The sequence below is a fragment of the Billgrantia sulfidoxydans genome, assembly GCF_017868775.1.
GTDB lineage: Bacteria > Pseudomonadota > Gammaproteobacteria > Pseudomonadales > Halomonadaceae > Halomonas > Halomonas sulfidoxydans.
Genome location: NZ_CP053381.1, coordinates 3949409 through 3967362, shown reverse-complemented (window position 1 = coordinate 3967362; position 17954 = coordinate 3949409). Strand labels below are relative to the sequence as shown.

Annotated in this window: 31 protein-coding genes; all 31 read left to right on the top strand. The window is 62.1% G+C overall.

What is annotated here, in order from left to right; translation table 11 throughout:
* The first annotated feature begins 102 nt into the window (after positions 1–102).
* The 31 genes from rpsL to HNO51_RS18220 all read left to right on the top strand — a co-directional run bounded on the left by rpsL (position 103) and on the right by HNO51_RS18220 (position 17927).
* Positions 103–477: a 30S ribosomal protein S12 gene (gene rpsL, locus HNO51_RS18370; RefSeq protein ID WP_010626462.1), complete on the top strand. Its 375-nt coding sequence runs from the start codon at positions 103–105 to the stop codon at positions 475–477.
* Positions 478–589: 112 nt separating this feature from the next.
* Positions 590–1060, top strand: a complete 471-nt coding sequence (rpsG, locus tag HNO51_RS18365; protein ID WP_159554817.1) for a 30S ribosomal protein S7 — start codon at positions 590–592, stop codon at positions 1058–1060.
* Between the two features lie 60 nt (positions 1061–1120).
* Positions 1121–3241, top strand: a complete 2121-nt coding sequence (gene fusA / locus HNO51_RS18360) for an elongation factor G (protein WP_197448636.1) — start codon at positions 1121–1123, stop codon at positions 3239–3241.
* A 29-nt stretch (positions 3242–3270) separates the two neighbouring features.
* Positions 3271–4464 carry an elongation factor Tu gene (gene tuf, locus HNO51_RS18355; RefSeq protein ID WP_197448635.1) on the top strand — a complete coding sequence of 398 codons (1194 nt, stop codon included), beginning with the start codon at positions 3271–3273 and terminating at the stop codon, positions 4462–4464.
* A 164-nt stretch (positions 4465–4628) separates the two neighbouring features.
* Positions 4629–4940, top strand: coding sequence for a 30S ribosomal protein S10 (rpsJ, locus tag HNO51_RS18350; protein WP_010626466.1), 312 nt, complete (start codon positions 4629–4631; stop codon positions 4938–4940).
* A 149-nt stretch (positions 4941–5089) separates the two neighbouring features.
* Positions 5090–5728: a 50S ribosomal protein L3 gene (rplC, locus tag HNO51_RS18345; RefSeq protein ID WP_197448634.1), complete on the top strand. Its 639-nt coding sequence runs from the start codon at positions 5090–5092 to the stop codon at positions 5726–5728.
* A 14-nt stretch (positions 5729–5742) separates the two neighbouring features.
* Positions 5743–6348 carry a 50S ribosomal protein L4 gene (rplD, locus tag HNO51_RS18340; protein WP_159554811.1) on the top strand — a complete coding sequence of 202 codons (606 nt, stop codon included), beginning with the start codon at positions 5743–5745 and terminating at the stop codon, positions 6346–6348.
* On the top strand, positions 6345–6641 hold the full coding sequence (gene rplW / locus HNO51_RS18335; RefSeq protein ID WP_010626469.1) for a 50S ribosomal protein L23: 297 nt from the start codon (positions 6345–6347) through the stop codon (positions 6639–6641). Before rplD ends, rplW begins: the two co-directional genes overlap by 4 nt.
* A 17-nt stretch (positions 6642–6658) precedes the next feature.
* Positions 6659–7486, top strand: a complete 828-nt coding sequence (gene rplB / locus HNO51_RS18330; protein ID WP_197448633.1) for a 50S ribosomal protein L2 — start codon at positions 6659–6661, stop codon at positions 7484–7486.
* A gap of 22 nt (positions 7487–7508) precedes the next feature.
* On the top strand, positions 7509–7784 hold the full coding sequence (gene rpsS, locus HNO51_RS18325; RefSeq protein WP_009098993.1) for a 30S ribosomal protein S19: 276 nt from the start codon (positions 7509–7511) through the stop codon (positions 7782–7784).
* Positions 7785–7802: 18 nt separating this feature from the next.
* Positions 7803–8135, top strand: a complete 333-nt coding sequence (rplV, locus tag HNO51_RS18320; RefSeq protein ID WP_097790618.1) for a 50S ribosomal protein L22 — start codon at positions 7803–7805, stop codon at positions 8133–8135.
* 11 nt (positions 8136–8146) lie between these two features.
* Entirely contained in the window at positions 8147–8848 is a 702-nt protein-coding gene (gene rpsC / locus HNO51_RS18315; RefSeq protein WP_111413340.1) for a 30S ribosomal protein S3, read from the top strand.
* 15 nt (positions 8849–8863) lie between these two features.
* Positions 8864–9277 (top strand): 50S ribosomal protein L16, encoded by a 414-nt coding sequence (gene rplP, locus HNO51_RS18310; protein ID WP_111413341.1) that lies wholly within the window; start codon positions 8864–8866, stop codon positions 9275–9277.
* The gene (gene rpmC, locus HNO51_RS18305; protein WP_010626474.1) at positions 9277–9468 is read left to right on the top strand and encodes a 50S ribosomal protein L29; all 192 of its coding nucleotides are present in this window, start codon (positions 9277–9279) and stop codon (positions 9466–9468) included. Before rplP ends, rpmC begins: the two co-directional genes overlap by 1 nt.
* A gap of 1 nt (position 9469) precedes the next feature.
* Entirely contained in the window at positions 9470–9730 is a 261-nt protein-coding gene (rpsQ, locus tag HNO51_RS18300; protein WP_010626475.1) for a 30S ribosomal protein S17, read from the top strand.
* 39 nt (positions 9731–9769) lie between these two features.
* On the top strand, positions 9770–10141 hold the full coding sequence (gene rplN / locus HNO51_RS18295) for a 50S ribosomal protein L14 (protein ID WP_010626476.1): 372 nt from the start codon (positions 9770–9772) through the stop codon (positions 10139–10141).
* A gap of 14 nt (positions 10142–10155) precedes the next feature.
* Positions 10156–10473, top strand: coding sequence for a 50S ribosomal protein L24 (rplX, locus tag HNO51_RS18290; protein WP_086507996.1), 318 nt, complete (start codon positions 10156–10158; stop codon positions 10471–10473).
* Positions 10474–10491: 18 nt separating this feature from the next.
* The gene (gene rplE, locus HNO51_RS18285) at positions 10492–11031 is read left to right on the top strand and encodes a 50S ribosomal protein L5 (RefSeq protein WP_111413343.1); all 540 of its coding nucleotides are present in this window, start codon (positions 10492–10494) and stop codon (positions 11029–11031) included.
* A 10-nt stretch (positions 11032–11041) separates the two neighbouring features.
* Positions 11042–11347: a 30S ribosomal protein S14 gene (gene rpsN, locus HNO51_RS18280; protein ID WP_167119216.1), complete on the top strand. Its 306-nt coding sequence runs from the start codon at positions 11042–11044 to the stop codon at positions 11345–11347.
* A 32-nt stretch (positions 11348–11379) separates the two neighbouring features.
* Positions 11380–11772 carry a 30S ribosomal protein S8 gene (rpsH, locus tag HNO51_RS18275; RefSeq protein WP_197448632.1) on the top strand — a complete coding sequence of 131 codons (393 nt, stop codon included), beginning with the start codon at positions 11380–11382 and terminating at the stop codon, positions 11770–11772.
* Positions 11773–11781: 9 nt separating this feature from the next.
* Positions 11782–12312: a 50S ribosomal protein L6 gene (gene rplF, locus HNO51_RS18270; RefSeq protein WP_197448631.1), complete on the top strand. Its 531-nt coding sequence runs from the start codon at positions 11782–11784 to the stop codon at positions 12310–12312.
* Between the two features lie 9 nt (positions 12313–12321).
* On the top strand, positions 12322–12672 hold the full coding sequence (gene rplR, locus HNO51_RS18265; protein WP_104205215.1) for a 50S ribosomal protein L18: 351 nt from the start codon (positions 12322–12324) through the stop codon (positions 12670–12672).
* A gap of 11 nt (positions 12673–12683) precedes the next feature.
* Positions 12684–13184, top strand: coding sequence for a 30S ribosomal protein S5 (gene rpsE, locus HNO51_RS18260; protein ID WP_010626483.1), 501 nt, complete (start codon positions 12684–12686; stop codon positions 13182–13184).
* A 5-nt stretch (positions 13185–13189) separates the two neighbouring features.
* A complete protein-coding gene (gene rpmD / locus HNO51_RS18255) occupies positions 13190–13372 on the top strand; it encodes a 50S ribosomal protein L30 (RefSeq protein ID WP_010626484.1) in 183 nt (60 codons plus the stop codon).
* A gap of 3 nt (positions 13373–13375) precedes the next feature.
* On the top strand, positions 13376–13810 hold the full coding sequence (gene rplO, locus HNO51_RS18250; RefSeq protein WP_197448630.1) for a 50S ribosomal protein L15: 435 nt from the start codon (positions 13376–13378) through the stop codon (positions 13808–13810).
* Positions 13811–15142 (top strand): preprotein translocase subunit SecY, encoded by a 1332-nt coding sequence (secY, locus tag HNO51_RS18245; RefSeq protein ID WP_167119201.1) that lies wholly within the window; start codon positions 13811–13813, stop codon positions 15140–15142.
* A gap of 52 nt (positions 15143–15194) precedes the next feature.
* Positions 15195–15308, top strand: coding sequence for a 50S ribosomal protein L36 (rpmJ, locus tag HNO51_RS18240; RefSeq protein ID WP_031384759.1), 114 nt, complete (start codon positions 15195–15197; stop codon positions 15306–15308).
* A 122-nt stretch (positions 15309–15430) separates the two neighbouring features.
* Positions 15431–15787 (top strand): 30S ribosomal protein S13, encoded by a 357-nt coding sequence (gene rpsM, locus HNO51_RS18235; RefSeq protein ID WP_197448629.1) that lies wholly within the window; start codon positions 15431–15433, stop codon positions 15785–15787.
* Between the two features lie 39 nt (positions 15788–15826).
* Positions 15827–16213 carry a 30S ribosomal protein S11 gene (rpsK, locus tag HNO51_RS18230; protein WP_010626488.1) on the top strand — a complete coding sequence of 129 codons (387 nt, stop codon included), beginning with the start codon at positions 15827–15829 and terminating at the stop codon, positions 16211–16213.
* Between the two features lie 12 nt (positions 16214–16225).
* Entirely contained in the window at positions 16226–16846 is a 621-nt protein-coding gene (gene rpsD, locus HNO51_RS18225; RefSeq protein ID WP_010626489.1) for a 30S ribosomal protein S4, read from the top strand.
* A gap of 82 nt (positions 16847–16928) precedes the next feature.
* The gene (locus tag HNO51_RS18220; RefSeq protein ID WP_197448628.1) at positions 16929–17927 is read left to right on the top strand and encodes a DNA-directed RNA polymerase subunit alpha; all 999 of its coding nucleotides are present in this window, start codon (positions 16929–16931) and stop codon (positions 17925–17927) included.
* Positions 17928–17954: the final 27 nt, after the last annotated feature.

The window sequence follows — 17954 nt, the reverse complement described above, 5'->3', positions numbered from 1 at the left end:
GCCTTACCCCGTTAGACCTTAGAATTCGCAGCCTTTAATAGTGGGGTGGGTGCGCCCGCGTCCACGAAAAGGCAAGGCAACCATTGGAGTCAGCTACACAACATGGCAACGATCAACCAGCTCGTGCGCAAGCCGCGCAAGCGCCCCGCCGCCAAGAGCGACGTGCCGGCGCTGCAGGCCTGCCCACAAAAGCGCGGTGTCTGCACCCGCGTCTACACCACCACTCCGAAGAAGCCGAACTCGGCCCTGCGTAAGGTCTGCCGCGTGCGCCTGACCAACGGGTTCGAAGTGTCGTCCTATATCGGCGGTGAGGGTCACAACCTTCAGGAACACTCCGTTGTGCTGATCCGCGGCGGTCGTGTCAAGGACTTGCCGGGTGTGCGTTACCACACCGTGCGCGGCGCCCTCGATACCTCCGGCGTGCAGAATCGTAAGCAGGGTCGTTCCAAGTACGGTACCAAGCGTCCGAAGTCCTGATCGGCATCGGTGCGTCAATAGGATTAATTTCGGTCTGATAAGAGTAAGGCCGGGCGTCGCCTAAGCGAGAGTCCCGGGTTTGCCTGAAAGACCCTTCGATAGAGGGCTTGTCATGCCTAGAAGAAGAGTTGTTGCCAAGCGCGAGATCCTGCCGGATCCCAAGTTCGGAAGCGAGCGCCTGGCCAAGTTCATGAACCACCTGATGGTCAGCGGCAAGAAGTCCACAGCTGAGCGTATCGTCTACGGTGCGCTGGACACGGTTGCCGAGCGTAGCAAGGAAGAGCCGCTGGACATCTTCGACCGCGCGCTGGAAGCCATCCAGCCGATGGTCGAGGTCAAGTCCCGCCGCGTCGGCGGTGCGACCTATCAGGTGCCGGTAGAGGTTCGCCCCTCGCGCCGCCAGGCGCTGGCCATGCGCTGGCTGGTGGACGCGGCGCGCAAGCGCGGTGAGAAGACCATGGTGCAGCGTCTCGCTGGCGAGATGCTCGATGCCGCCGAAGGCAAGGGCTCAGCGGTCAAGAAGCGTGAAGACGTGCATCGCATGGCCGAGGCCAACAAGGCGTTCTCGCACTACCGTTTCTAAGTGCAGCGTTTCTAAGTGCAGCGCTTCTGAACGCATCGCCAATCAACGGGGAGTTCCACCGTGGCTCGCAAGACTCCACTCAACCGCTATCGCAACATCGGCATCGTCGCCCACGTCGATGCCGGCAAGACCACCACGACCGAGCGTGTCCTGTTCTACACCGGTCTCTCCCACAAGGTGGGTGAAGTCCATGACGGCGCGGCCACCATGGACTGGATGGAGCAGGAGCAGGAGCGTGGCATCACCATCACCTCCGCGGCGACCACCTGCTTCTGGCAGGGCATGAACAAGCAGTTCGACGAGCACCGCATCAACATCATCGACACCCCGGGGCACGTCGACTTCACCATTGAGGTGGAGCGCTCCCTGCGCGTGCTCGACGGTGCCGTCGTGGTGCTGTGCGGTTCGTCCGGCGTGCAGCCGCAGACCGAGACCGTGTGGCGCCAGGCCAACAAGTACGAAGTGCCGCGCATGGTGTTCGTCAACAAGATGGACCGTACCGGCGCCGACTTCTTCATGGTCGTCGATCAGCTCAAGAAGCGCCTGAATGCCAATGCCGTGCCGATCCAGATCAACTGGGGCACCGAGGAGGAGTTCAAGGGCGTCATCGACCTGATCCAGATGAAGGCCATCCTGTGGGACGAGGAAAGCCTCGGCATGAACTACGAGCTGGTCGACATTCCGGCCGAGCTCCAGGAGACCGCCGAGGAGTACCGCGAGCAGATGGTCGAGGCCGCTGCCGAAGCCTCCGAAGAGCTGATGGACAAGTACCTCGAAGAGGGTGAGCTCTCCATCGAGGAGATCAAGGCCGGCCTGCGTCGCCGTACCCTGGACAACGAGATCGTGCTGGTCACCTGCGGCTCGGCGTTCAAGAACAAGGGCGTGCAGGCCGTACTCGACGGTGTCATCGAGTACATGCCGTCGCCCACCGAGGTCAAGGCCATCGAGGGTGAGCTGGACGACAAGGACGGCACCATCGAGACCCGCGAGGCGGACGACGATGCGCCCTTCGCCGCGCTGGCGTTCAAGATCGCCACCGACCCCTTCGTCGGCACCCTGACCTTTATTCGCGTCTACTCCGGCGTGCTCAACTCCGGCGACAGCGTGTTCAACTCGGTCAAGCAGAAGAAGGAGCGCGTCGGCCGTATCGTGCAGATGCACGCCAACTCGCGCGAAGAGATCAAGGAAGTGCGCGCCGGTGACATCGCCGCCTGTATCGGCCTGAAGGACGTCACCACCGGTGACACCCTGTGCGACCTCGAGCACAAGATCATCCTCGAGCGCATGGAGTTCCCGGATCCGGTGATCTCCGTGGCCGTGGAGCCGAAGTCCAAGGCCGACCAGGAGAAGATGGGCGTGGCACTGGGCAAGCTGGCCCAGGAGGACCCGTCGTTCCGCGTCAAGACCGACGAGGAGACCGGCCAGACCATCATCTCCGGCATGGGCGAGCTGCACCTGGACATCATCGTCGACCGCATGCGTCGCGAGTTCAAGGTCGAAGCCAATATCGGCAAGCCGCAGGTCGCCTACCGCGAAACCATTCGCGGCAAGGTCGAGCAGGAAGGCAAGTTCGTACGTCAGTCCGGCGGTCGTGGCCAGTACGGTCATGTCTGGCTGCGTATCGAGCCGCTCACCGAGGCGGACAAGGAAGGCGACGAAGACATGCACTTCAAGTTCGCTTCCGAGATCGTCGGCGGTGTGGTACCCAAGGAGTACGTGGGTGCCGTCGAGAAAGGGGCCTACGAGCAGCTGCAGAACGGCGTCATCGCGGGCTACCCGATGATCGACGTCAAGGTCACGCTGTACGATGGTTCCTACCATGACGTGGACTCGAACGAGAACGCGTTCAAGGTCGCCTCTTCCATGGCAGTCAAGGAAGGGGCCCGCAAGGCCAAGGCCGTGCTGCTGGAGCCGGTGATGAGGGTCGAAGTCGTGACGCCCGAGGACTTCATGGGTGACGTCATGGGCGACCTGAACCGTCGCCGTGGTCTGGTGCAGGGCATGGATGACTCTTCCTCCGGCAAGGTCATCCGCGCGATGGTGCCTCTGGGCGAGATGTTCGGTTATGCGACCGATCTGCGTTCTCAGACCCAGGGTCGTGCGAGCTACACTATGGAGTTCGCGAGCTACGAAGAGGCGCCCTCCAGCATCGTTGAAGCCGTCATCAACCAGAAAGGCTAACCGCTAGCAAACGTAAAGAGGTTATCGAAGTGGCTAAGGAAAAATTCGAACGTTCCAAACCGCACGTCAACGTCGGCACCATCGGTCACGTCGACCACGGCAAGACCACTCTGACTGCGGCCCTGACTCGCGTTTCTGCTGAGGTCTTCGGCGGTGAATGGCGTCAGTTCGACTCCATCGACAACGCGCCGGAAGAGCGTGAGCGTGGTATCACCATCGCCACCTCTCATGTCGAGTACCAGTCCGAGAAGCGTCACTACGCGCACGTCGATTGCCCGGGGCACGCCGACTACGTCAAGAACATGATCACCGGTGCTGCGCAGATGGACGGCGCCATCCTGGTTTGTTCCGCTGCCGACGGCCCCATGCCGCAGACCCGCGAGCACATCCTGCTGTCGCGTCAGGTCGGCGTGCCGTACATCGTCGTGTTCCTGAACAAGGCCGACATGGTCGACGACGAGGAGCTGCTCGAGCTGGTCGAGATGGAAGTTCGCGAACTGCTCAACGAGTACGACTTCCCGGGCGACGACACGCCGATCATCACCGGTTCCGCGCTGATGGCGCTGAACGGCGAAGACGAGAACGGCATGGGCACCACCGCCGTTGCCAACCTGATCAAGGCGCTGGACGACTACATCCCGGAGCCGGAGCGTGCCATCGATCAGCCGTTCCTGATGCCGATCGAGGACGTGTTCTCCATCTCCGGTCGCGGTACCGTGGTCACCGGTCGTATCGAGCGCGGCATCATCAAGGCCGGCGAGGAAGTCGAGATCGTCGGTATCAAGGACACCACCAAGACCACCGTCACCGGTGTCGAGATGTTCCGCAAGCTGCTCGACGAAGGTCGTGCCGGTGAGAACGTCGGCGCCCTGCTGCGTGGCACCAAGCGTGACGAGGTCGAGCGTGGCCAGGTGCTGGCCAAGCCGGGCACCATCACGCCGCACACCGTCTTCGAAGCCGAAGTCTACGTGCTGTCCAAGGAAGAGGGTGGTCGTCACACCCCGTTCTTCAAGGGCTACCGTCCGCAGTTCTACTTCCGTACCACCGACGTGACCGGTACCTGTGAGCTGCCGGAAGGCGTCGAGATGGTCATGCCGGGCGACAACGTCCAGATGGTCGTGACCCTGATCGCCCCGATCGCCATGGACGAAGGTCTGCGTTTCGCCATCCGCGAAGGCGGCCGCACCGTCGGCGCCGGCGTCGTGGCCAAGATCGTCAAGTAAGCCCTGGGCTTCTGATCGATCGAAGGGGGCTCCGCAAGGAGCCCCCTTTCTGCGCACCTTGGGCAGAGTGTTTGACTCTCGCCCTCGGCGTGCATATAATGCGCATCCTTTGAATGCGTGGGTAGGCGGCAGCCGTCGTCGACATCCATTGGAGTTTAGGGCAAATGCAGAACCAGAAGATTCGCATTCGGTTGAAGGCTTTCGACCATCGCCTGATCGACCAGTCCGCCGCGGAGATCGTTGATACCGCCAAGCGTACTGGCGCCCAGGTGCGCGGTCCGATCCCGTTGCCGACCAATCGTGAGCGTTACACCGTGCTGATCTCGCCGCACGTCAACAAGGATGCGCGTGACCAGTACGAGATCCGCACCCACAAGCGCGTGCTCGATATCGTCGAGCCGACCGAAAAGACCGTCGATGCGCTGATGAAGCTCGACCTCGCCGCCGGCGTGGACGTGCAGATCAAGCTCGACTAACCACACTAGACACCGCGGCCCAGCGCTCCTCCGAACGAGTGGGAGCAGCAGCCGCCACGCCGTGATGGCGTCACACAACGTGCTAGTGGAATGCTCTGGAAAGGGCAGCCATAGCGGGTGATAGCCCCGTACACTAAAGGAGACTGAGAATGACTATCGGTTTGGTCGGTAGAAAGGCCGGTATGACCCGTGTCTTTACCGAAGATGGCGCCTCCGTGCCCGTAACCGTGATCGAGGTTGAGCCGAATCGCGTCACCAGCGTCAAGACCGTCGAATCCGACGGCTACGCGGCGATTCAGGTCACAACCGGCTCCCGCAAGGCCAAGCACCTCACCAAGGCGCAGGCAGGTCAGTACGCCAAGGCAGGTATCGAGGCCGGTCGTTCACTGATGGAGTTCCGTGTCGCAGAAGGCGATGAGACTCCGGAAGTGGGCGGCGAACTCACCGTATCCCTCTTCGAAGCTGGTCAGAAGGTCGACGTGACCGGCACCTCCAAGGGCAAGGGCTTCCAGGGCGCCGTCAAGCGCTGGAACTTCCGTACCCAGGATGCCACCCACGGCAACTCCCTGTCGCATCGTGCGCCGGGTTCCATCGGTATGTGTCAGACCCCGGGTCGCGTGTTCAAGGGCAAGAAGATGGCCGGTCAGATGGGCAATGTCCGCTGCACCGTTCAGAGCCTTGAAGTCGTGCGGGTCGATGCCGAGCGCAACCTGCTGCTGATCAAGGGCGCCGTGCCCGGTGCTACCGGCAGCGACGTTATCGTTCGCAGCGCCGTCAAAGCTGGCTGAAGGGGATAGAACCGATGAATCTGAATCTTGCTGCAGGCGCGGGTACTGTCGAAGTCGCCGACGCCACCTTTGGCAAAGAATTCAACGAGGCGCTGGTTCACCAGGTCGTCACCGCCTATCTGGCCGGTGGTCGGCAGGGAACTCGCGCCCAGAAGACCCGTTCCGACGTGCGCGGCGGTGGCAAGAAGCCGTGGCGTCAGAAGGGGACCGGCCGCGCTCGCGCCGGTACCATCCGCTCGCCGCTGTGGCGCAGCGGTGGCGTGACCTTCGCGGCGCGTCCGCAGGACCACTCGCAGAAGGTCAACCGCAAGATGTATCGCGCCGCGATGCGCTCCATCCTGTCCGAACTGGTGCGCCAGGAGCGCCTGGTCGCCATCGACGAGTTCACCGTCGATGCCCCCAAGACCAAGCAGCTGGTCGCCAAGCTGGGTGAGCTGGGCCTGGAGAAGGCGCTGATCGTCACCGAAGAGGTCGACGAGAAGCTCTATCTGGCCGCTCGCAACATCCCCAACGTGGATGTGGTGGATGTGGCTGCCGCCGATCCGGTGAGCCTGATCGCCTTCGACAAGGTGCTGGTCACCGTCTCTGCTCTGCGTAAATTCGAGGAGAAGCTGGCATGAACCAGGAGCGCGTATTCAAGGTTCTGCTCGGTCCGCACGTGACCGAGAAGGCCGCTTTCGCCGCCGAGCGCAACCAGTATGTGTTCAAGGTGGCCAGCGACGCGACCAAGCCGGAAATCAAGCAGGCCGTGCAGGTGCTGTTTGGCAAGAAGGTCGATCGTGTCCAGGTGCTGAACATGAAGGGCAAGACCAAGCGCAGTGCGCACGGTCTGGGCCGTCGTCAGGGCTACCGCAAGGCCTACGTGACCCTGGCGGCTGGTGAGACGCTCGAAGACTTCACTGGCGCCGAATAAGGGCAGGAGTACGGATCATGGCAATCGTCAAGACAAAACCCACATCCGCCGGTCGTCGCCACCTGGTCAAGGTCGTCAACGACGAGCTGCACAAGGGCAAGCCCTATGCGCCGCTGCTCGAGAAGCAGTCGCGCAGCGGCGGGCGTAACAACAACGGCCGCATCACCACCCGGCACGTGGGCGGTGGTCACCGTCAGCACTACCGGCTGATCGATTTCAAGCGCACCAAGGATGGCGTTCCCGCCGTCGTCGAGCGCCTTGAGTACGATCCCAACCGCAGCGCCCACATCGCGCTGCTGAAGTACCTGGACGGCGAGCGTCGCTACATCATCGCGCCCAAGGGCGTGAGTGCCGGCGACCGTCTCGAGTCCGGCGTGAATGCGGCGATCAAGAAGGGCAACACCCTTCCGCTGCGCAACATCCCGCTGGGTTCCACGGTTCACTGCATCGAGCTCAAGCCCGGCAAGGGCGCGCAGCTGGCTCGCAGCGCCGGTACCAGTGCCCAGCTGGTCGCCCGTGAAGGCAGCTATGCCACCCTGCGTCTGCGCTCCGGCGAGATGCGCAAGGTGCTGGCCGACTGCCGTGCGACCTTGGGAGAAGTGAGCAACTCTGAGCACAGCCTGCGTCAACTTGGCAAGGCCGGTGCGAAGCGCTGGAGAGGCGTGCGTCCGACCGTTCGCGGTGTGGCCATGAACCCGGTGGATCACCCGCATGGTGGCGGTGAAGGCCGCACCAGCGGTGGTCGTCATCCGGTCACGCCGTGGGGTGTGCCCACCAAGGGCCACAAGACCCGCAAGAACAAGCGCACCGACGCGCTGATCGTTCGCCGCCGCAAGGCCAAGTAACAGACATTAAGGGGTAACGGCTGTGCCACGTTCACTGAAGAAAGGTCCTTTTATCGACCTTCATCTGCTGAAGAAGGTTGAGGCTGCAGTGGAGAAGAACGACCGCAAACCGATCAAGACCTGGTCGCGTCGTTCCATGATCCTGCCGAACATGGTTGGGCTCACCATTGCTGTCCATAACGGTCGCCAACACGTCCCGGTGCACGTCTCCGAGGAAATGGTTGGCCACAAGCTGGGCGAATTCGCTGCCACCCGCACCTATCGCGGCCATGCGGCGGACAAGAAAGCCAAACGGTAAGCCAGAGAGGATTGAGAGATGGAAGTCACAGCTAAGCTGCGTGGCGCTCGTTTATCCGCCCAGAAGGCCCGTTTGGTGGCTGACCAGGTGCGCGGTAAGCCTGTCGCCGAGGCGCTCGACCTGCTGACCTTCTCACCGAAGAAGGCTGCCAAGCTGGTCAAGAAAGTGCTGCAGTCCGCCATCGCGAATGCGGAAGAAAACAACGGCATGGATATCGACGAGCTGCGTGTCTCGACCATCTGCGTCGATGAGGGCATGACGCTCAAGCGCATCCGTCCGCGCGCCAAGGGCCGTGCGGATCGCATCCTGAAGCGCACCTGCCACATCACCGTCAAGGTAGCCGAGAAGTAGGAGTCGACCAGATGGGTCAGAAAGTCAATCCGACAGGTATTCGGCTGGGTATCGTCAAGGACCACTCCTCGGTGTGGTATGCCGAGCGCGGTGCCTATGCCGACAAGCTGAACAACGATCTCGAAGTGCGTCGCTTCCTCGAGGAGCGTCTGAAGAACGCCTCCGTGAGCAAGATCACTATCGAGCGTCCGGCGAACAACGCCCGCATCACCATTCACACTGCCCGTCCGGGCATCGTGATCGGCAAGAAGGGCGAGGACGTCGACAAGCTGCGTCGCGACGTTACCGCGATGATGGGCGTGCCGGTGCACGTCAACATCGAGGAAGTGCGCAAGCCGGAGCTGGACGCCAAGCTCGTCGCGCAGAACATCGCCGGCCAGCTCGAGCGTCGTGTCATGTTCCGTCGCGCCATGAAGCGCGCGGTGCAGAACGCCATGCGCCTCGGCGCCGGCGGCATCAAGGTGCAGCTCTCCGGTCGCCTCGGCGGCGCGGAAATCGCCCGCACCGAATGGTACCGGGAAGGTCGCGTGCCGCTGCACACCCTGCGTGCGGACATCGACTACGCCACCTACGAGGCCAAGACCACCTACGGCATCATCGGTGTCAAGGTGTGGGTCTTCAAGGGTGAAATCCTCGGGGGCATCGAAGAGGTCCGCGCCAAGGCCAAGCAACAGCCGCAGGCCGCGCCCTCCAAGAAGAAAGGTTCCAGGTAAGGGGAGAGCGAGTCGATGTTACAGCCCAAGCGCATGAAATTCCGCAAGATGCAGAAAGGTCGCAACCGTGGCCTGGCGCATCGCGGAAGCAAGATCAGCTTCGGGGAGTACGGCCTGAAGGCAACCGGTCGCGGCCGCATCACGGCGCGCCAGATCGAAGCCGGCCGCCGTGCGATCACCCGTCACGTCAAGCGTGGCGGCAAGATCTGGATCCGCGTGTTCCCCGACAAGCCGATTTCCAAGAAGCCGCTCGAAGTCCGTATGGGTAAGGGCAAGGGCTCCGTCGAGTACTGGGTCGCACAGATCCAGCCGGGCCGGGTCCTGTACGAAATCGAAGGCGTGTCCGAAGAGCTGGCTCGTGAGGCCTTCTCCCTGGCTGCGCAGAAGATGCCCGTGTCCACCACCTTTGTGAAACGGACGGTGATGTGATGAAAGCCCAGGAAATTCGTGAAAAGTCAGTCGAGCAGCTCCAGGAGCAGCTCTTCGAACTCCTCCGCGAGCAGTTCAACCTGCGCATGCAGAAGGCCACCGGCCAGCTCAGCCAGACTCATCTGCTCAAGCAGGTTCGTCGGGACATCGCCCGGGTGAAGACTGTGCTCAACGAGAAGGCAGGTGACTGAGATGGCCGAAGAAAAGAAAGCCCGTACGCTCACCGGCAAGGTGGTGAGCGACAAGATGGACAAGTCCATCGTCGTCATGATCGAGCGTCGCGAGCGGCACCCGATCTATGGCAAGTACGTCAAGCGCTCCACCAAGCTGCACGCCCATGACGAGGCGAACCAGGCCAAGGCCGGTGACACGGTGTCCATCCAGGAATGCCGTCCGCTGTCCAAGAAGAAGGCCTGGACGCTGGTCGAGGTGATCGAGCAGGCCAGGGGCTGAGCTCGGCGAGAGCAGTCAGATTAGGTTTGGAGAAAACCGATGATTCAGACTCAGACAATGCTGGATGTCGCCGACAACAGCGGAGCGCGCCGGGTGCAGTGCATCAAGGTGCTTGGCGGCTCGCACCGTCGCTACGCGCGTGTCGGTGACATCATCAAGGTCACGGTGAAGGAAGCCATTCCGCGTGGCAAGGTCAAGAAAGGCCAGGTCCTCAAGGCGGTAGTGGTTCGCACCCGCAGCGGAGTCCGTCGTTCCGACGGTTCGCTGATCCGCTTCGACGGAAATGCGGCGGTTCTGTTGAACAACACCAACGAACAGCCGATCGGTACCCGTATCTTCGGGCCGGTGACCCGTGAGCTTCGTACCGAGAAGTTCATGAAGATCATTTCCCTGGCGCCCGAAGTGCTGTAAGGAGCGAGGCGGATATGCAAAAGATCAAACGTGACGATGAAGTAATCGTCATCGCCGGCAAGGATAAGGGCAAGCGTGGCACCGTCAAGCGCGTCCTCAAGGACGAACGCTTCGTCGTGTCCGGTGTGAACATGATCAAGCGTCACACCAAGCCCAACCCCATGGCGGGCAATCAGGGCGGTATCGTCGAGCGCGAGGCTCCGATTCACGCGTCCAACGTGGCGATCTTCAACTCGGAGACCGGTAAGGCGGATCGCGTCGGCTTCCAGGTTAAGGAAGACGGTACCAAGGTACGTATCTACAAGTCGACGCAGACGCAGATCGACGCCTAACGCGAGTCGGGTAGCAAAATGGCGAACTTGAAAGAACGTTATCAGAACGAGGTGGTGGCTCAGCTCAAAGAGCAGTTCAGCTACGCCAACGTGATGCAGGTGCCGCGGATCACCAAGGTGACCCTCAACATGGGCATCGGTGACGCGACCAGCGACAAGAAGCTGATCGAGAATGCCATCGGCGACCTGGAGAAGCTCTCCGGTCAGAAGCCGTTGGTGACCAAGGCGCGCAAGTCCATCGCGGGCTTCAAGGTGCGCGAAGGTTGGCCGATCGGTATCAAGGTGACCCTGCGCGCCGAGCGCATGTGGGAATTCCTCGATCGCCTGGTCAACATCGCGATTCCCCGCGTACGTGACTTCCGTGGTCTCAACCCGAAGTCCTTCGACGGTCGCGGCAACTACTCCATGGGTGTGCGTGAGCAGATCATCTTCCCCGAGATCGAATATGATAAGATCGATCGGATTCGTGGGCTGGATGTCACCATCACCACTACTGCCAACACCGACGAGGAAGGTCGTGCGCTGCTGAGCGCGCTGAACTTCCCGTTCAAGAAATAAGGGTGGGATCATGGCAAAGAAGAGCATGATTGAACGCGAGCTCAAGCGCACCAAGCTGGTCGAGAAGTATGCGGCCCGCCGCGCCGAGCTCAAGGCGATCATCCAGAACGTGAACACTTCCGACGAAGAGCGCTTCGAGGCGACGCTGAAGCTGCAGCAGTTGCCGCGCGACTCCAGCCCGGTGCGTCAGCGTAACCGCTGCCGGATCACCGGCCGTCCGCACGGCTACTACAACAAGTTCGGCCTCGGCCGTAACAAGCTGCGTGAAGCCGCTATGCGTGGCGAGGTCCCTGGGCTGAAGAAGTCCAGCTGGTAAGCCGCCACGGAAACATCAGGAGCGCAATGTAAATGAGCATGCAAGACACTCTGGCGGATATGTTCACCCGTATCCGCAATGCGCAGCTGGCCACCAAGGAGACGGTCACCATGCCGTCCTCCAAGCTCAAGGTCGAGGTGGCCCGCGTATTGAAGGAAGAGGGCTATATCACCGACTTCGCGGTCGCTGAAGGCACCAAGCCCGAGCTGAGCGTGACCCTCAAGTACTTCGAGGGCAAGCCGGTCATCGAGCACCTGCAGCGGGTATCCAAGCCGTCCCTGCGCCAGTACAAGGGCAAGGATGCACTGCCCAAGGTGGCGGACGGCATGGGTGTGGCGATCGTCACCACCTCCCAGGGCGTGATGACCGACCGTGCCGCTCGCCAGGCGGGCGTCGGTGGCGAAGTCATCTGCACCGTATTCTAGGAGTCTGGAATGTCCCGCGTAGCCAAATATCCGGTTAAAGTGCCCGCCGGCGTCGACGTCAAGCTCGACGGCGACCAGCTGACCGTCAAGGGCAGCCAGGGCACGCTGTCCATGACCGTTCACCCGGACGTGGCCATCGCCCAGGAAGAGGGTCAACTGACCTTCAACCCGAGCGAGAGCGCCAAGTCCTGGGCCATGGTCGGCACCACTCGTGCTCTGGTCCAGAACCTGGTCACCGGCGTCTCCGAGGGCTTCACCAAGACCCTCGAAATCGTTGGCGTCGGCTATCGTGCCCAGGCAAGTGGCCAGACGCTGAATCTGTCACTGGGCTTCTCCCACCCGGTCGAGTATTCCCTGCCTGAGGGTGTCTCCGCGGAAACGCCGAAGAACACCGTCATCGTGCTGAAGAGCGCGGACAAGCAGAAGCTGGGCCAGGTCGCCGCCGAGGTTCGTGCCTTCCGTCCGCCCGAGCCCTACAAGGGTAAGGGTGTGCGGTACGCCGACGAGCAGGTGCGTCGTAAAGAAGCCAAGAAGAAGTAAGGCAGGGTTATGAACGCGAAGAAAGAATCTCGTCTCCGTCGTGCCCGCCGCGCTCGCGCCAAGATGCGCGAGCTGGGCGTGTATCGCCTGTGCGTCAACCGTACCCCGCGTCACATCTACGCGCAGATCATCTCGCCGGATGGTGGCAAGGTGCTGGCCAGCGCTTCCACGCTGGACAAGGACCTGCGCGAGGGAGCGACCGGCAACGCCGACGCCGCCGCCAAGGTCGGTGCGCTGATTGCCGAACGCGCCAAGCAGGCTGGCATCACCCAGGTGGCCTTCGATCGTGCCGGTTACAAGTACCACGGTCGCGTGAAGGCCCTGGCCGACGCCGCACGTGAAGGCGGCCTGGAATTCTAAAGGGTTTTACGATGGCGAAGAACGAACAGAACACCGGCGACCTGCAGGAAAAGCTCGTGCAGGTCAACCGTGTCGCCAAGGTGGTCAAGGGTGGCCGTATTTTCGGTTTCACCGCTCTGACCGTCGTGGGCGACGGCAATGGTCGTGTCGGCTTCGGTCGCGGCAAGGCGCGTGAAGTGCCGGTCGCGATCCAGAAGGCCATGGACCAGGCGCGCCGCAACATGGTCAAGGTGAGCCTCAAGGGCCACACCCTGCAGTACCCGGTCAAGGCCCGTCACGGTGCCTCCAAGGTGTACATGCAGCCGGCCTCCGAAGGTACCGGGATCATCGCCGGCGGCGCCATGCGCTCCGTGCTCGAGCTGGCCGGCGTCCACGACGTCCTGGCCAAGTGCTACGGCTCCACCAATCCGGTCAACGTGGTGCGCGCGACCGTCAAGGGTCTCGCCTCCATGCAGTCGCCGGAAGACATCGCCGCCAAGCGCGGTCTGTCTGTCGAAGCGATCACGGGGTAAATACCATGGCAGCCACACTCAAGGTTACCCAGATCCGTAGCACCATCGGCACACTGCCCAAGCACAAGGCCACCATGAAGGGCCTGGGGCTGCGCCGCATCGGTCATACGGTCGAGCTGGAAGACACCCCTGCCGTGCGCGGCATGATCCACAAGGTCAACTACCTTGTGCGGGTAGAGGGAGAGTAATCCATGAAACTCAACAGCCTGAGCCCGGCACCGGGCTCCAAGCACGCCGAGAAGCGCGTCGGTCGTGGCATCGGCTCCGGCCTGGGCAAGACCGGCGGCCGCGGCCACAAGGGCCAGAAGTCGCGCAGCGGCGGCAGCGTGAAGCCCGGCTTCGAGGGCGGTCAGATGCCGCTGCAGCGGCGTCTGCCCAAGTTCGGCTTCACCTCCATGAAGTCGCTGGTCTCCGAAGAGGTGCGCCTGAGCGAACTGGCCAAGGTCGCCGGTGACGAAGTCACCCTGGAGACCCTGAAGCAGGCCAACGTGCTCAAGGATGCCACCCAGCACGCGAAGATCATTCTTTCCGGCGACGTCAACAAGGCGGTCACCGTTCGCGGTCTCAAGGTCACCAAGGGTGCCCGTGCCGCGATCGAAGCCGCCGGCGGCAAGGTAGAGGACTAAATGGCCAAGTCAGGAAACATGCCGGCGATGGGCAGCGGTCTGAGTGAACTGTGGGCGCGTCTGCGCTTCGTGCTCCTCGCCATCGTGGTGTACCGCATCGGTGCCCATATTCCCGTTCCCGGTATCAATCCTGACCAGCTTGCTGCCTTGTTCAGGGAGCAGCAGGGCACCATCCTGGGACTGTTCAACATGTTCTCGGGTGGTGCGCTGGAACGCATGAGCATCTTCGCCTTGGGCATCATGCCCTACATCTCGGCGTCGATCATTATGCAGCTGCTGACCGCGGTCTCGCCCCACCTCGAGCAGTTGAAGAAGGAGGGGGAGGCCGGCCGCCGCAAGATCAGCCAGTACACCCGCTACGGCACGGTGGTGCTGGCCCTGGTCCAGGCCACCGGCATGTCGGTGGGGCTGGCCAGCCAGGGTATCGCCTATACCGCCGACTTCAGCTTCTACTTCACTGCCGTCGTCACCTTCGTGTCGGGCGCGGTGTTTTTGATGTGGCTGGGCGAGCAGATCACCGAGAAGGGGATCGGCAACGGTATCTCGCTGCTGATCTTCGCTGGTATCGTCGCCGGCCTGCCGGGTGCGGTGGGCCAGGCATTCGAGCTGGCCCGCAATGAAGGCGCGTGGAACGTGCTGCCGCTGCTGGCCCTCTCCGTGCTGGGCGTGGCGACCGTGGCCTTCGTGGTGTTCATCGAGCGCGGCCAGCGCCGCATCACGGTGAACTACCCGCGGCGTCAGGTCGGTAACAAGATGTATGCGGGGCAGAGCAGCTACCTGCCGCTGAAGGTGAACATGGCGGGCGTGATTCCGCCGATCTTCGCCTCCAGCATCCTGCTGTTCCCCGCCTCCATCGGCCAGTGGGTCGGCGCCGGCGACGGCATGGAGTGGCTGCAGCGGGCGTCCCAGGCCTTGGGCCCGGGGCAGCCGCTGTACATCTTGCTTTTCGCGGCGGCGGTGGTATTCTTCTGCTTCTTTTACACAGCGCTGGTCTTCAACCCCAAGGATGTCGCTGACAACCTCAAGAAGTCAGGGGCCTTCCTGCCGGGTATTCGCCCTGGTGAGCAGACCGCTCGCTACGTCGACAAGGTCATGACGCGTCTGACCCTGTTCGGCGCCCTGTACATCACTGCGGTTTCCCTGATGCCCCAGTTCCTGATCGTGGCGTGGAACGTGCCGTTCTTCTTCGGCGGTACCTCGCTGCTGATCGTGGTGGTGGTCATCATGGACTTCATGGCCCAGGTGCAATCGCACCTCATGTCGCACCAGTACGAGTCGGTGATGAAGAAGTCCAACCTGAAAGGCTATGGCAGCGGCGGCATCATGCGCTGAGCCGCGCCGCCGGTGATCTGGCGCGCCGCGTGCCGATTTTGGAGAAGGAACGATGAAAGTTCGAGCTTCCGTCAAGAAGATGTGCCGCAACTGCAAGATCATTCGGCGCAATGGCGCGGTCCGCGTCATCTGCACCGAGCCGCGGCACAAGCAGCGCCAGGGTTGATTCTGGCGTTTGTGGAAAAGCGGTGCCGGCATACCCCTTGCCCAAAGCTGGGTAAAGGGGTATGCTGTTGCGCCTTTTGTAGTGACTAATCGAGCAAGCCGCTCAAATTTCGGAGAAAGCTGATGGCCCGTATTGCAGGCGTCAATATCCCGGACAACAAGCATGCGGCGATCTCGCTGACCTATATCTTCGGGATTGGCCGCACGCGTGCGCAGGAGATCTGCGTCGCAACCGGCATCGCGCCGACCACCAAGATCCAGGAGCTCTCCTCTGAAGAGGTCGATGCCCTGCGTGCCGAGGTCGGCAAGTATACCGTGGAGGGTGACCTTCGTCGTGATGTGACGCTGAACATCAAGCGTCTCATGGACCTGGGTTGCTATCGTGGTCTGCGTCATCGTCGTAGTCTTCCGCTGCGTGGTCAGCGGACCAAGACTAACGCGCGTACCCGCAAGGGCCCGCGTAAGCCGATCCGCAAGTAACACGCACGTTCTGGCGTAAAGACAGGAATTGACATCAACATGGCTAACCCGCGTAGCAACCGTAAAAAGGTTAAAAAGCAGGTAGTGGACGCCGTTGCGCACATCCACGCCTCTTTTAACAACACGATCGTGACGATCACAGACCGCCAGGGCAACGCCCTTTCCTGGGCAACTGCCGGTGGTTCGGGTTTTCGTGGTTCTCGCAAGAGCACCCCGTTCGCTGCTCAAGTGGCAAGCGAGCGTGCAGCGACCGCTGCAGCCGAGTATGGTGTGAAAAACGTCGACGTGCTGGTCAAGGGCCCCGGTCCTGGCCGTGAATCCGCCGTGCGCGCGCTGAGCGCCGCCGGCTTCCGCGTGCAGAGCATCACTGACGCGACGCCCATTCCCCACAATGGCTGCCGTCCGCCGAAGAAACGCCGCGTTTAAGGAGACAGATTCATGGCTCGTTATATTGGACCGAAGTGCAAACTGTCTCGTCGTGAAGGCACCGACCTCTTCCTCAAGAGCGGTGTGACTCCCTTCGAGAAGAAGTGCAAATCCGAGCAGATTCCGGGTGTGCACGGCCAGCGCCGTCAGCGTCTTTCCGACTACGGCTTGCAGCTTCGCGAGAAGCAGAAAGTGCGTCGTATCTACGGCGTGCTCGAGAAGCAGTTCCGCAGCTACTACAAGGAGGCCGCCCGTCGCTCCGGCGCCACCGGCGAAGTCCTGCTGCAGCTGCTCGAATCCCGACTGGACAACGTCGTCTACCGCATGGGCTTCGGTTCCACTCGTTCCGAGGCGCGCCAGCTGGTGAGCCACAAGGCGATTGCGGTCAATGGCCGTACCGTCAACGTGGCTTCCTATCAGGTCAAGCCCGGCGACGTGGTTTCCGTTCGCGAGAAGGCGAAGAACCAGGCGCGCATCCAGAGTGCGCTTTCCATCGCTGCCAACCGTGGCGACGTCGCCTGGATCGAGGTGGACGCGAAGAAGATGGAAGGCACCTTCAAGGCTATCCCGGAACGCGGCGACCTGTCGGCCGACATCAACGAAAACCTGATCGTCGAGCTGTACTCGAAGTAAGCGTCGCTGATCGCGTCGTGCCGGCCCCTGGGGGCCGGCAACGAGTACCGAGTAACCGTTAGGCAGCCTCAAAGGTGTAGTTATGCAGCGTTCAGTGACAGAGTTTCTCCGTCCGCGCGATATCAAGGTCGAAGAGATCAGCGCGCATCACGCGAAGATCGTGCTCGAGCCGTTCGAGCGTGGCTTTGGCCATACCCTGGGCAATGCGCTGCGTCGCATTCTGCTCTCGTCCATGCCCGGCTGTGCCGTGGTGGAAGTCGAGATCACGGGTGTCGAGCATGAGTACAGCGCGATCGAGGGTGTTCAGGAAGACGTCATCGAGATTCTCCTGAACCTCAAGGACGTGGCCATCCGCATGCACAGTCGCGACGAGGCGGTGCTCTCGCTGAACAAGCAGGGCCCGGCCGTGGTGACCGCGGGCGACATCGTCCTCGATCACGACGTCGAGATCGTCAATCCGGATCACGTCATTGCCCACGTCAACGAGGGCGCCGAGCTCAAGATGCAGCTCAAGGTCGCTCGCGGCCGTGGCTACGAGCCGGCGGATGCCCGTGTGGGCGCCGACGACGAGTCGCGTGCCATCGGTCGGCTGCAGCTGGATGCCACCTTCAGCCCCGTGCGCCGCGTCTCGTATGCCGTCGATGCCGCGCGTGTCGAGCAGCGTACCGACCTCGACAAGCTGATCATCGACCTGGAGACCGACGGCACCCTGGATCCGGAAGAGGCGATCCGTCGCAGCGCGACCATCCTGCAGGAGCAGCTGGCTGCGTTCGTCGACCTGGAAGCCGACAAGGAGCAGGAGGTCGTGGAGGAGGAGGATCACGTCGATCCGATCCTGCTGCGTCCCGTAGACGATCTCGAGTTGACCGTCCGCAGTGCCAACTGCCTCAAGGCCGAGAACATCTACTACATCGGCGATCTGATCCAGCGCACCGAGGTGGAGCTGTTGAAGACGCCGAACCTCGGCAAGAAGTCGTTGAACGAAATCAAGGACGTGTTGGCTGCACGCGGTCTTTCCCTCGGCATGCGGCTGGAGAACTGGCCGCCGGCGAGCCTGAAGGACGACAAGGCCTCCGCGTGAGCGTCGACTCGAGTCCCAGTTTGGTAA